The organism is Algibacter pacificus, assembly GCF_008033385.1.
Classification (GTDB): Bacteria; Bacteroidota; Bacteroidia; order Flavobacteriales; family Flavobacteriaceae; genus Algibacter; species Algibacter pacificus.
In genome coordinates this window covers 161,725-175,346 of record NZ_VOGY01000007.1, presented here as the reverse complement: position 1 = coordinate 175,346, position 13,622 = coordinate 161,725, and the positions used below count along the sequence as shown (strand labels likewise).

The 13,622-nt window shown below is 34.1% G+C and carries 13 protein-coding genes; 7 read left to right on the top strand and 6 right to left on the bottom strand.

Annotated elements, in window-relative coordinates:
- Nucleotides 1–34: 34 nt before the first annotated feature.
- Together FQU21_RS12170 and FQU21_RS12165 are read right to left on the bottom strand one after the other, a co-directional pair.
- Entirely contained in the window at nucleotides 35–1,375 is a 1,341-nt protein-coding gene (locus FQU21_RS12170; protein ID WP_147678271.1) for a TolC family protein, read from the bottom strand.
- Between the two features lie 2 nt (nucleotides 1,376–1,377).
- The gene (locus FQU21_RS12165; RefSeq protein WP_147678270.1) at nucleotides 1,378–1,983 is read right to left on the bottom strand and encodes a TetR/AcrR family transcriptional regulator; all 606 of its coding nucleotides are present in this window, start codon (nucleotides 1,981–1,983) and stop codon (nucleotides 1,378–1,380) included.
- A gap of 125 nt (nucleotides 1,984–2,108) precedes the next feature.
- Between FQU21_RS12165 and FQU21_RS12160 the strand changes: the two genes are divergently transcribed.
- From FQU21_RS12160 to FQU21_RS12135, 6 genes are all read left to right on the top strand, one after another.
- Entirely contained in the window at nucleotides 2,109–3,083 is a 975-nt protein-coding gene (locus tag FQU21_RS12160) for a polyprenyl synthetase family protein (RefSeq protein WP_147678269.1), read from the top strand.
- 35 nt (nucleotides 3,084–3,118) lie between these two features.
- The gene (locus FQU21_RS12155) at nucleotides 3,119–3,469 is read left to right on the top strand and encodes a hypothetical protein (RefSeq protein WP_147678356.1); all 351 of its coding nucleotides are present in this window, start codon (nucleotides 3,119–3,121) and stop codon (nucleotides 3,467–3,469) included.
- 67 nt (nucleotides 3,470–3,536) lie between these two features.
- Complete coding sequence (locus tag FQU21_RS12150) at nucleotides 3,537–3,971, top strand: RrF2 family transcriptional regulator (protein ID WP_147678268.1); 435 nt, start codon at nucleotides 3,537–3,539, stop codon at nucleotides 3,969–3,971.
- Between the two features lie 50 nt (nucleotides 3,972–4,021).
- Nucleotides 4,022–4,753: an iron-sulfur cluster repair di-iron protein gene (ric, locus tag FQU21_RS12145; RefSeq protein WP_147678267.1), complete on the top strand. Its 732-nt coding sequence runs from the start codon at nucleotides 4,022–4,024 to the stop codon at nucleotides 4,751–4,753.
- A 136-nt stretch (nucleotides 4,754–4,889) separates the two neighbouring features.
- On the top strand, nucleotides 4,890–5,711 hold the full coding sequence (locus FQU21_RS12140; protein ID WP_147678266.1) for a universal stress protein: 822 nt from the start codon (nucleotides 4,890–4,892) through the stop codon (nucleotides 5,709–5,711).
- Between the two features lie 156 nt (nucleotides 5,712–5,867).
- Nucleotides 5,868–7,055 (top strand): hypothetical protein, encoded by a 1,188-nt coding sequence (locus FQU21_RS12135; protein ID WP_147678265.1) that lies wholly within the window; start codon nucleotides 5,868–5,870, stop codon nucleotides 7,053–7,055.
- 30 nt (nucleotides 7,056–7,085) lie between these two features.
- On the opposite strand, the gene FQU21_RS12130 is transcribed toward FQU21_RS12135, so the two are convergent.
- The 4 genes from FQU21_RS12130 to FQU21_RS12115 all read right to left on the bottom strand — a co-directional run bounded on the left by FQU21_RS12130 (nucleotide 7,086) and on the right by FQU21_RS12115 (nucleotide 10,716).
- The gene (locus FQU21_RS12130; RefSeq protein WP_147678264.1) at nucleotides 7,086–7,802 is read right to left on the bottom strand and encodes an SCO family protein; all 717 of its coding nucleotides are present in this window, start codon (nucleotides 7,800–7,802) and stop codon (nucleotides 7,086–7,088) included.
- A 5-nt stretch (nucleotides 7,803–7,807) separates the two neighbouring features.
- Nucleotides 7,808–8,581, bottom strand: coding sequence for a formylglycine-generating enzyme family protein (locus tag FQU21_RS12125; RefSeq protein ID WP_147678263.1), 774 nt, complete (start codon nucleotides 8,579–8,581; stop codon nucleotides 7,808–7,810).
- Between the two features lie 11 nt (nucleotides 8,582–8,592).
- On the bottom strand, nucleotides 8,593–10,041 hold the full coding sequence (nirK, locus tag FQU21_RS12120) for a copper-containing nitrite reductase (RefSeq protein WP_147678262.1): 1,449 nt from the start codon (nucleotides 10,039–10,041) through the stop codon (nucleotides 8,593–8,595).
- Between the two features lie 144 nt (nucleotides 10,042–10,185).
- Nucleotides 10,186–10,716, bottom strand: coding sequence for an alpha-ketoglutarate decarboxylase (locus FQU21_RS12115; RefSeq protein WP_147678261.1), 531 nt, complete (start codon nucleotides 10,714–10,716; stop codon nucleotides 10,186–10,188).
- Nucleotides 10,717–10,872: 156 nt separating this feature from the next.
- On the opposite strand from FQU21_RS12115, the gene FQU21_RS12110 reads away from it, so the two are divergent.
- Nucleotides 10,873–13,611: a 2-oxoglutarate dehydrogenase E1 component gene (locus FQU21_RS12110; RefSeq protein WP_147678260.1), complete on the top strand. Its 2,739-nt coding sequence runs from the start codon at nucleotides 10,873–10,875 to the stop codon at nucleotides 13,609–13,611.
- The last annotated feature ends 11 nt before the right edge of the window (nucleotides 13,612–13,622 follow it).

The window sequence follows — 13,622 nt, the reverse complement described above, 5'->3', positions numbered from 1 at the left end:
ATATTGCTGAGTTTACTAAATTAAGTTGATTGGTTTAATTTGATTGATTCGTTATGGTTTCTAATGCCACTTTATTATTTATAACATTAAGCATGGCTTGTAAAAAATCTTGCTGTGCCGAATAAAGTTGGGTTTGTGCTTGTCGTAGCTCGAAGCTAGAGGCGATACCTTCGAAAAATTTGGTTTGATTTTTTTTCTCGATACGTTCGGCTAAATTTAAGTTTTCTTTTTTATTGCTGTATTCTTCAATGGCATATTGATAATCGCTTGTTGCCGATGCGATTTGAAGTTTTAGTTGTTGTTCCGTTTCAGTTAAATCATCTTTAGCTTTTTCTAAGTTTATTTGGGCGCGTTTTATTTTAGAATTTGTTCCTCCCGAAGAGAAAATAGGAATACTCAATTTTGCTCCAAATATAGCATAACCGTAGTATTTTTGGTCGCTATCTAAAAAGGTGAATTCTGGACTGTAGGCGCTGTATCCTCCCGTCATAAATGCGCTAAGCGTAGGTAATGTTTTGTATTTTTCTAGTTTTAATAATAATTCTTTAGAAGTTTTGTCGTTTTCTGCAATTTTATAATCTATGGTGTTTTCTACAGAAAAGGGATTGTTTGTAAACTCTAAATCGATGTTTTTTGCAGTTAAAGTTTCTAGATTATCTGTGAGTACGGTGTTATTATCAATATCTAAACCTAAGGTAATATTAAACATTTGGTAGGCTACTTTTTTTAGCCTTTTACTATTGTTTAGGGTGCTGTTAATGCTAGAAAGTGTTATTTTTAATTGCTCTACACTTTCTTCTTCTTCTAAACCATTTTCGTAAATTTTGGTAGTTTCATCCAGGTTTTTTTGAAGTGTTGCTTTGTTACGTTCTAAAATAGAGACACTTTCTTCGGTTAATAAAACATTGCCATAAGCATTAACAACAGCTTTTCTAACCTCTAAATCTGTTTTAGCTTTGGCGTTTTTAGATATTTCTAAATACACTTTAGCAGATTGTAAGCCTACGATATAAGAACCATCAAAAAGCAGCTGACTTAAAGTAGTAGATCCTATTAAACTTTGTTTTAAGCCTAAGGCTAAGGCAACGTATTCACCTTCAGGACCACCAAAGGCAGAGGCCTCGGCAACTTGTAGCTGCTGTTTTATGCTGTTTTGATAATCTACGGAGGCGCTAAGTTGCGGTAAACCGGTAGCAGTAGTTTCCCATTTTTGTTGCTTGGCAGCTTCGATATCGCGGCTGGCGTTTTTTGCAGTTCTATTATTTTCTAAGGCAAAAGAAATCGCTTCTTCTAAAGAAAAATGCTGTATATTTTCTTGAGCAGCAGCTGTTATAGAAATTAATAAACTAAAAAATACAATTAGTTTGTTTTTCATTTTTATAATTGGTTAGTGGTTATAAATTGGTTTAAAATTTTGAATCCTTTTTCGGTAACAATAGCTCTAAGGTGATACTCTAAATAGCTTTCCATTAAATAATGCATTGAAAATAGCTCCAAAGGAAAAATGCTATGATCTTTTATGCCAGACATACCATTGAAATACATTCGAGATATAAAGTTGATATCAATATTGTCACGAAACAATCCGGTATCTACACCTCTTTTAAGACTTTCGCAAACCGAGTCGTGCATTTTTTCAAATTGTTTTAAATGGAGTGTTGCATATATTTGAGGGTAATATTTTTTTAGTTGAAATTGAGGAGACGAGTTCTCGCGCTCCAAATGGTTCATGACAAACATTTTTATGTCGTATAGTTCCTCAATGGGATTTAATGATGTGCTACAAATACCATCAATGCCATCGCAAATAACATCAAAAACAGAAAACGAAACAGCTTCTACAAGTTTGGTTTTGTTAGTGAAATGAACATAAATGGTTTTTTTAGATATGCCCATTTCATGAGCAATATCATCCATGGTAACGCTTTTAAACCCTAGGTTTAAAAACAAATCGGTGGCTTTTTTTATTATCTTCTCTTTCATAATTTGCAACAAATGTACAATAGGAAACTTTAAAAACAAAAATAGTTTCCTAAGTTTTAATGATTTTTTAATATTAAATTTACGTTCTGAGTTATTAATGTGATCAATTGGTTTATTTTTGTGCCATGCTTGTAATAGAAAAATACCAAAAGGAATTTGTTGATTTTTTAAAAAATTATTCAACAGCAAAAGAACCTAAAAACCTGTATCAACCTATCCAATACATTTTAGAATTAGGAGGAAAGCGGTTGCGTCCTGTTTTAACTTTAATGGCTGCCGATATTTTTGGAGGCGATTATAAAGAAGCTCTAAACGCGGCTTTAAGTATCGAAGTTTTTCATAACTTTTCTTTAGTTCATGATGATATTATGGACGATGCTCCTTTGCGTAGAGGACATAAAACGGTCCATGAAAAATGGGATATAAATACCGGGATTCTTTCGGGTGATGCTATGCTAATTATGGCATATCAACTTTTTGAAAATTACGAAGCCCCTGTGTTTCTTGAGCTCGCAAAACTATTTAGTAAAACCGCTTTAGAGGTTTGCGAAGGGCAACAATATGATGTTGATTTTGAAACACGAACCGATGTTACGGTGGTAGAGTATTTAAAAATGATTGAATATAAAACCGCAGTTTTAGTGGCTGCTGCCATGAAAATGGGTGCTATTGTAACAAAAGCGTCAAAAGAAGATCAAGATCATATTTATAGTTTCGGACGTTATTTAGGGATTGCGTTTCAATTGCAAGACGATTATTTGGATGCTTTTGGCGATCCAGAAACCTTTGGAAAACAAGTTGGTGGCGATATTATAGAAAATAAAAAAACCTATTTGTATTTAAAAGCTTTGGAGTTTTCGAATGAAACGGATAGTGCCGAGCTTACTCAGTTATTTGCATCTAATCCAGAAGATGTGGCCACTAAAATAGAAAAAGCAAAACTGTTTTTTGTAAATTCAGGATCTGCCGATGCTACTAAAAAAGCTATAGAAACTTATACGTTAAAAGCTTTTGAAGTCTTAGAATCTTTAAATATTCCGGAAGGTAAAAAAGCGACGCTTAAAACTTTTGGTAGTAATTTAATGAGCCGTGTAGTTTAAAATTTATTTTTTCCACAGAAGTGTAAATCTCAATGATGCAAGTACCAACTAATTTTAATCAGTTAATTGAAGAAGCTAACGCTTTGGATTTATACAAACAACTTATTTTACAACTTAATAAAGATTTTTTGTTGGCCAATGTGGATTTAGATTTTCATGAAGACGTGTTACCGTCTAGTTTAAAGCTATTGTTGCACGAAACGGTCTATAGACTTATTCAGGAAAAATTTACCGAGTATTTAAACTTGCTTTACATTATTGATGTTCCGGAAAAAGATGTGAAAGCGCTAAACGGCGATGATGTATTAATGCTCTCCGAAGCGGTTTCATTTTTAATTCTGAAAAGGGAATGGCAAAAGGTCTGGTTTCGAAATAAATATTCCTAAAATTTAATAAAGATGTTTTTATCCTATTTAAAAAATCTTTGTATATTTGTAACTCAAAATTATCATTATGTTTTCTAAAGCTTGTGAATACGGAATTAAAGCAGCTATTTTTATTGCTACAAAATCTTATGAGGGTTTGCGTGTTAGCCCTAAAGAAATAGCCGAAAAAATTAATTCGCCTCAAGCGTTCACAGCAAAAATATTGCAATCCTTAGTTAGGCATCATGTTGTAAATTCTATAAAAGGGGCTCACGGTGGTTTCGAAATTCAAAAAGATAGAATTTCCGAAGTTAAATTAGCGCAAATAGTAAAAGCCATTGATGGCGATAAAATATATGTTGGTTGTGGTTTAGGTATGGAAAAGTGCGATGAAAACCACCCATGTCCCGCACACGACAAGTTTAAAATTGTTAGAGACGAGCTTAAAAACATGTTAGAAAATACCACGTTGGAAGAGTTAGCGCTTAATATTAAATCTGGAACAGCATTTTTAAAGACATAAAAAATTTTTTAAACATAAATAGGATAAATTTATCCGAAATAAAACAACCTATGGAAACACTACATAAAGACACTCAAAAACACATTGGGCAATTTGTTGCCGAAGATTTTAGAACCGCTGCGGTTTTTTCTAAATATAAAATTGATTTTTGTTGTAACGGCAACCGATCTATTGAAGAAGCTTGCCAAAAGAAAGGTATAGACCGTAATAGATTGCTAGACGAACTCGAAGCCGTATTAAATACGTCTACCGGACAATCTATAGATTATAAATCTTGGCCTTTAGATTTATTGGCAGAATATATTGAGAAAACCCATCACCGCTATGTGGAAGAAAAAATCCCTGTATTACGTCAGTTTTTAGATAAATTATGCCGAGTGCACGGCGAGCACCATCCGGAGCTTTTTAAAATTAATGAATTGTTTACAGCATCGGCCGGCGAATTATCGGCACATTTAAAAAAAGAAGAATTGATCCTTTTTCCATTCATAAAAAAAATGGTGAAAGCCACTTTAGAAAATGGAGCCGTGCAAGCACCGCATTTTGGAACCGTTGAAAACCCTATAGCTATGATGATGGAGGAACATGATACCGAAGGCGAACGTTTTAGACAAATAGCAGAACTTACGGATAATTATACGCCGCCTGCAGATGCTTGTAATACTTATAGAGTTACTTATGCCATGCTCGATGAATTTGAAAAAGATTTGCATTTACACATTCATTTAGAAAATAATATTTTATTTCCAAAGGCAGTGAAATTAGAGAAACAGTTTAATTAATAGCAAATTTTATTAGTGTAACTCTTGGAGCATTATTAGGTTTATGTTTCAAGGGTTTTCAGTAATTGGAAAATTGATTTTTATCATAGTATTTCTTTTTTATTTTGAATAGTTTTAAGAATTAATCTGTAATATCATGAAAAATATACTCTTACTTTCAGATTTTTCGAGCAATTCAAAAAATGCTATGCATTATGCCATGCACTTTTTTAAAAACGAAATCTGTACATTTTATTTAATGCATGTACATAAAATAAGAAGTTTTGTGTCCGATGATTTAATGCATTCTCCTAAAGAAAGCATTTACCAATCTATTACAAAAGTACCAAGAGAGAAATTAAATAGTATTTCTGAAGAATTAAAGACTACTTATAAAAATGATAAGCATCAATTTGAAATTCATATCGATTTTGATGTTTTTACCGATGCTGTAAAACAAGCGGTGAAAACTAAGCATATCGATTTTATTGTGATGGGAACCAATGGAATTAGTGGTGCTAAAGAAGTACTTTTTGGAAGTAACACCATAAATGTTATTAAAAAAGTGCATTGTAAAACCTTGGCTATTCCTGAAGATTATAAATTTTCTCCAATGAAAGAATTGTTTTTACCCTTAGATTCTCGTGATCATATTGAAGGGAAACATTACCTGGATTTATTGGAATTTATAGAGGCGTATCAATTAAATTTACATGTTTTAAGGATTAATCCAAATCATGAAAACCAAAAAATAGAGAAAGAGGATAAGTCTAACTTATCCATATTGGCATGTAAATATCATGTTGTAAATGGCGTGCCAATGGAATTTGCGTTACTCACTTATTTGCAAACAAATCCTATTGATGTTTTAGTTGTATTTATGAAAAAGGAGCGTGTTTTAGACACTTTATTTTCACAGAAAAGCACTCAAATAAGCATTTCTAAAATACCAAAGCCAGTACTTGTGTTACACGCTTAGTATTAAAAACACATCTGTTATATTTTATGCGCTTAAGCCGTCATTTTAATTGGTAGTTTGAATCACTAACTTTTTTAAGTCGTGTTCTAATCCCAGAACGTTTATTAAACCTTTTGGGATTTTTATTTTTAATTTAGTAGTTTATAAAACATAATAATGCCTAAAAAGTTTGTTGTAGTTTGTTTAGTTAATTTTTTAATAGCCGCCTTAATGGGTTTAGCATTGCGCTATTCTTTTATTGGTTTTGTGGGGTTAAATTATAGGTTTTTAACCCATGCACATTCGCATATAGCCATGCTGGGTTGGGTGTATTTAATGCTTTATGTTTGTATGGTGCATTATTTTGTACCAGACAAGAAACCTGCTTTTACAAAGTTGTTTTGGTTAACAGAATTTGCGGTTTTAGGCATGATGTGTAGTTTTCCGTTTCAAGGCTATGCGGCGGTTTCAATTTCCTTTTCAACCTTGCATATTTTTTGTAGTTATTATTTCGCTTATCTAGTTTGGAAACATCATAAAACGGAATCTGTAGTGGTTAGTCGTTTACTAAAAACGGCGCTAGTATTTATGTTGGTTTCCACAGCAGGCGTTTGGTGCTTAGGGCCAGCGGTGTCTATGCTAGGGCAAGCATCGGCTTTTTATCAAATAGCGATCCAATTCTTTTTACACTTTCAGTTTAACGGTTGGTTTTTAATGGCTGTTTTCGCTGTGTTTTTTCATCTATTTCAAGTTGAAAATACAAAGCAATTCAAGCTTTTTTATTGGGTTTTAGTGATCTCGACTGTATTAACTTTTGCGCTTCCTATTCAGTGGTTTGCGCCACATCCTATCTTACCTTGGATAAATGGTGTTGGTGTTATTTTACAGCTTGTAACACTTGTTTTATTCCTAAAACTTATTAAGTTTAAAGCGTATCAAAAAGTTAATAAAGATAGCCTAGTCGTCCTTAATTTATATCGTTTTGCCGTGTTGTGCTTTATTTTAAAAACGGTTTTTCAGGCCAGTTCCATCGTTTCAGAATTTTCAAATGTGGTTTATACACATCGTAATTTTGTAATTGGTTTTATTCACTTATTAATGCTTGGCGTTATTTCTGGATTTCTGTTTTCTTTTATTCTGAAAAATAATTTACTCGCCTATTCTAAAAGGCTTTATATTGGAATTTATAGCTTTTTACTGGGCTTTGTTTTAACCGAAATGCTACTGCTTATTCAAGGTTATAAGTTTTTTGTTGGAAGCGGCATGTTGTCAAACTATTACCTTTTGCTTTTTCTTTGCAGTACGTTATTGCCTTTTGGAATTGCTTTAATACTGTTTAATTTGATAAAAAATAAAGTGGTTTAATTTAGTTTTATCTGAAAAGTTGCGTCCTTTTTATTCAACAGTTTTTAATATGCTTGCAATGGTTTCTTTATTATCCACCCCTAAACCTTCTTGTTGATGAATTAATTCGCCTGCGGGATTAAACACGCTTATAATGTTTGAATGTGAAAAATCTATTGGTGAAATTTCTTTGTATTTTACAGAGAGTACATTGGCGAATTCGCGTACACCACTTTCTGTCCCTTGGAGAAACATCCATTGTTCGCCATCCATCATATTTTCTATAGCAAAAGATTTTAAGCGTTCTGGCGTGTCTGTTGTCGGGTCGATACTGATTAAAACAAATTGTAGATCTTTTATTTTATCATCAGGAAGTTGGGCTTCAATATTACGCATATCGGCAACTAACCTAGGGCAGGCGGCTTTGCAGGAGGTATAAATCATAACCATCACCAAAGTCTTTCCTTTGAGTTCTTTTAATTGAATGGTTTTATTTTCTTCGGTGTGCCAGTTTGAAGTTAAATTGAATATCGATTCCTCGGAAATGTTATCGTCATTTACCTGTGTTTTTGGAGTTTCATCAATAGCTACTAAGTCCATTTTGCAGATATTACAGTTTCCTGGAGCACTGTATGTTTTATCATCTTCACAGGTCATTGGACACTTATAAACTTGTGCCATTTCAGTGTTTTTCTTTTTATCAGAATGACAGTTTTGGAATAGTAAACCTGTAGCAAAAAGGATGAGGATATATTTAAGTGGTTTCATAATAATTATTTTTTAATAGGTTTCACACAACGAAACCCTAAGTTTTTCATTGAATATTTTGCTTTTAAACTTCCGCGAATAGCGTAACGCATAAAGGCGGCATAGTTCATTAAATCGGTAGCGTTTAATGCCGCACTTCCGCAGAATAAATTAGAATCTTTATCAACGTCTTTTCTAGATTCTCCTGTAATTAAAACCGAATTAAAGTCTAAAGTCCATTCCCAAACTAAGCCGTGTAGGTCGTAAACGCCCCATACGTTTTTAGGGTGTAAACCAATAGTGTTTTCGTTAGAGTGCGGCGCTTCATACCAAGAGAGTATTTGTTTATTGAATTCTGGTTTTACGCGAGCGTCTTTAGTGGTTTCGTCTGCCATGGCCACGTATTCCCATTCGTCTATAGTGGGTAAGCGTTTGTCTTGGCATTCGCAATAAGCTTTTGCGGCGTACCACGATATATAAGTTACGGGGCTATTTGGGTTTTCGGAATCTTTGAGTTCTATGTCCGATTTCCAATTGGCTAAATAACTTTTATCTGAAAATAATTTTAGAATTTTAGATTTTTGCCATTTTGGGTGTTCCAAAACAAACTTCTCATATTCTCCATTGGTAACTGGGTAAACATCTATTTCAAAATCTTTAACTTCAACCACCGTAGAATCTCTCCCATATAATGGAATGTATCTGCTACCCTCAATATAAACCATACCTTTAGATTGGCTAAAAGCACATGTTTGGATAACCAACAAAACAAACAATAATCTAAAGGCTAGGTTTTTCATAATACTATTAATTATTTACTGTTTTTTACTTTTTCTACCATGGTTTTTGTAACGACTTTTTTAGAGTTGCCCCAGCTGTTATAAACATAGGTTAATACGTTTGCAATTTCATCTGGAGAAAGCATTTGTCTGGTCATGACACTATTGTATTTGTTGCCATTAACGGTTATTTCACCCGTTTTACCATGAAGCACAATGCCTATGGCACGATCGACATCGGCATTTAAATAATCGGATTTAGCTAAAGGCGGAAAGGCGTTTGGAATACCTTGTCCTTCGGCTTGGTGACAAGCAAAGCAGGTTTGCATATAGGTTTGTTTTCCAAATTCCATTTGTTCTTCAAAAGATTTTGCCGGAATTTCCGAAGCTACAATTTCATCGGTTGTTGGCATATTTTGTATTCCAGGGCCTTCTGGTAAGTAAATATCATCACGAATTTCACCAGAATAAAGTGTTTTGTTTTCTTCACCTTCTACTTTCAGCATGCCTAAAGCTCCTTTATTAAAGGCTCTAAAAATAGAGTGATCGACCAAAATAAAAGTGCCAGAAACATCCACTTTAAACTCCATCATGGCGGCGCCGCCAGCAGGAATTAATGTGGTTTGTACGTTTTCGTTAATTAGGTCGCCTCCTTCAACATGTACTTTGTCGAATATTTCTCCAATAACGTGAAAAGAAGATACCAAACCAGGGCCACCGTTACCAACAAACAATCTAATGGTTTCACCTACTTTTGCGGTTAAAGCGTTGTCGCCAGTAAGTGCGCCTACTTTGCCGTTAAATACGACGTAATCGGCATTTTCATCAACGGCTTTCTGCATATCGAAGGGTTGTAAACCACGTTCGCCATTAGCACCTTTGGTATAGAAATCGCCTTGCATAATGTAGTATTCTTTATCTACAGGAGGTAGTCCGCCTTCGGGTTCAACCAAAATTAAGCCGTACATACCATTGGCAATATGCATGCCCACAGGAGCAGTTGCACAGTGGTAAACAAATAAGCCAGGATTTAATGTTTTAAAACTAAAGGTTTTTTCATGTCCTGGTGCTACAAAGGAGGATTCGGCTCCACCACCTGGTCCAGTAACGGCGTGCATGTCTATATTGTGAGGTAACTTATTATCTGGGTGATTTTGCAAATGAAATTCTACTTCGTCTCCAACACGAGTTCTTATAAAACTTCCCGGAACGGTACCGCCAAAGGTCCAGTACATGTATTTTACGCCATCGGTCATTTCGCCTTCTTTCTCAAGAATTTCCATTTCTACAATTAGTTTTTTGGCTTTTCGTCGGCCAACAGGAGTGGGGACGTGCGGGGGCGATGTTAATTCCGCTATCATTTCTCTACTTACAGGAATATCAGCTGTGCTTTGGTATTCTTTTTCTTTAGAATCAAAACAAGAATTTAGTAATAATCCGCTTAATAAGGTGAAGCCAAATAATAAATGTGATTGTTTCATTAGTGTTGGTTTTTAGTTATTTAAAATAGTTTTTTAAAAAAGACAATTTTGTCTTAATTAGTTGAAGCGAAATTAATAACAAAGCCAATCATAGAATATGACAAAAGTCAGGTTTAAAGATTAATTTTTGTTTTGGGTAGGTATTTAGAAATAAAACCGAACAAATGGCGCCCAAGCTTCGGAGTATATGCTTTTATCTTGGTCGTATAATACATCGTAACGAATACCAAAAGTAACGTTGCCATTTCTGTAACCGGCTCCAAAATATAAAGCGGGAATCCAGTAGTTATCATTTGGGATATTTAAATTTACATTATACTTACGGTTTACATTAAGTTGTTCAAATTCTGCAGAAAGTTGAATTTCCCTTAATGGATTGTAGTATCCAATGAGACTACCACCCAAAATAGTGGATTTATAAGCGTTTTTCTGACTATTATAGGTGCCGTTTATTCCTAATCCTAAAGAAAATGAATTGTTAAATTCATAAACCGCATTTGGAGCTAAAGTGCCACTAAAAAAGCCATCGCCAAAATTTAAGCCAATACCACCACCGTATTTTACATGGTTCCAAAAATCACTTTTAAAATTTTGAGAATTGGATTGGTTAACCAGAACAATAAAAAAGATTGAAAAAACAAGAAAGCCTTTGTTAATTGAGAAAAAAAGTTTCATAGGAATTAGAAAAGATTAAGAATTTAACAGTAATTACTGGTGTATTCGCTAAATGAACAATATTTGCATAAATATAGTTAAAGAAACCTCTAATTTTACTAAAAGTTGTATTTTTGAAAAATATTTTGACTAACCTACAAGGGATTAAAAATAGCAATGGATAAATTTTCATTTTTAAATGCAGCACACACAGCATATTTTGCTGACTTATACGATCAATATTTACAAAGCCCAGATTCGGTAGAACCGAGTTGGAGAGCTTTTTTTCAAGGATATGATTTTGGTAGTGAAAACAGCGAATTTGAAGCAGAAACCGTAGAAAACGTTTCTGCACAAATACCAGAACAAGTTCAAAAAGAATTTCAAGTAGTAAGGCTTATCGATGGCTATAGAATGCGTGGACATTTGTTTACAAAAACAAATCCTGTGCGTAATCGTCGTACTTATGAACCAACTTTGGATATCGAAAATTTCGGACTTAGCGCAAACGATTTAGATACCGTTTTTACTGCCGGAGAAATTCTTGGTATTGGAACAAAAACACTTCGTGAAATTATTGTTCACCTCAATAAAACCTATTGTAGCTCTATAGGTGTAGAGTACATGTACTTACGTAACCCCGAGGTGATTGGTTGGTGGCAAAGTCAGCTTAATGTTAACGATAATCAACCTAATTTTTCTACAGAGACTAAAAAGTATATTCTTTCAAAGCTTAACCAAGCGGTTACTTTCGAAAACTTTTTACAAACTAAATATGTTGGGCAAAAACGTTTTTCTTTAGAAGGAGGAGAATCTTTAATCCCTGCCTTAAGTAATGCGCTTTTTTATGCTGTAGAAAAATACGGTGTTAAAGAATGTGTTTTAGGTATGGCACACCGTGGACGTTTAAGTACTTTGGTTAATATTTTTAGAAAACCTTTACACGAACTTTTTAGTGAGTTTGATGGAAAGGATTTTGAAGATATGGATATCGATGGTGATGTAAAATACCACCTTGGTTTAACCCTTGATAAAACATACCAAAATGGTAAAAATATCAAGATGAATTTGGTGCCAAATCCATCGCATTTAGAAACTGTTGGGCCAGTAGCCGAAGGGATTACTCGTGCAAAAATTGATAGTGACTATAATGGTGATGATTCTAAAATTTTACCAATAATTGTACATGGAGATGCCGCCATAGCTGGTCAAGGTGTTGTTTATGAAGTGGGACAAATGAGTAAATTGGCTGGTTATAAAACTGGTGGAACGGTACATATTGTGGTAAACAATCAAATTGGTTTTACAACCAATTATTTAGACGCGAGATCTAGTACTTATTGTACAGATGTTGCAAAAGTAACCTTATCGCCTGTTTTACACGTAAATGCTGATGATGCAGAAGCGGTTGTTCACGCTGTGGAAATGGCATTAGAATACAGAATGCGTTATAAAAAAGATGTGTATATCGATTTATTAGGTTATAGAAAATATGGCCATAATGAAGGTGATGAACCTCGATTTACCCAGCCTAAGTTATATAAACAAATTTCGAAACATGCTAACCCATTTAAAATTTATGCCGATAAATTAATCGCTGAAAAAACGATTGATCAAGCGTATGTTGATAAAATTATTTCAGATTTTAAAGGAACATTAGAAGGAGAATACGCAAAAGCTAAAGAATCAAAATCTTCGGTAGTTCGCGAATTTATGCAAGAACGTTGGGATAGTTTTGAACGTCAGGGAATAGAATCTATGTTAAAACCAGAAGATACAACCTATTCTAAGGAGCGTTTAGAAGGGATTTCTAGAGTGGTTTCTACAGTACCAGAAGGTGTTAAGTTTTTGCGTAAAGCAGAACGTATTCTTGCTGGACGTGCTAAAATGGTTTTTGAAACCGATACCTTAGATTGGGGTATGGCAGAAACCTTAGCTTATGGAAGTTTACTTGAAGAAGGTTTTAATGTACGTATCTCTGGACAAGATGTAGAACGTGGTACATTTAGTCACCGTCATGCTATTTTACGCGACGAAATTTCAGAAGAACGTATTAATCTTTTAAATACCAACCCAGAAAATAAAGGTAAAATGGATATTTATAATTCCTTTTTATCAGAATATGGTGTGTTAGGGTTCGATTATGGTTATGCGATGGCAAATCCGAATACATTAACTATATGGGAAGCTCAGTTTGGTGATTTTAGTAACGGTGCTCAAATTATATTCGATCAATATTTATCGGCTGCGGAAGATAAATGGAAATCTCAAAATGGTATTGTTGTATTATTACCACATGGCTATGAAGGGCAAGGCTCGGAGCATTCATCGGCAAGAATAGAACGTTACTTACAATTATGTGGAGAGGATAATATGACGGTTGCCGATTGTACCACACCTGGAAATATGTTCCACTTGTTACGTCGCCAAATGAAACGTAATTATAGAAAACCTTTAATTGTTTTCACGCCTAAAAGTTTATTGCGTCATCCAAAAGCGGTGTCTAGTATTAAAGATTTAGCAAATGGTCAGTTTGAAGAAGTTATCGATGATACCATTAACCCAACAAACGTTAAGAAATTAGTGTTCTGTACAGGTAAATTTTATTACGATTTATTGGCGGAACGTGAAGAACTTGGACGAGAAGATATTGCACTAGTAAGAATAGAGCAATTATTTCCACTACATTTAGAAAAAATACAAAGCGTTATAGATAGATATTCAAATGTAGAAACCTATGTTTGGGCTCAAGAAGAACCAAAAAATATGGGAGCTTGGATGCACATGGCACAGCGCATGGATTTAGTGAAGCTAGAAGTAGCATCGCGTCCTTTTAATTCTGTACCAGCGCCAGGATCTAGTACTAGAGATAAACGAAGACAACGTCGTGTTATTGACGAAGTTTTTGGAAATTAAAAAAAAATAAA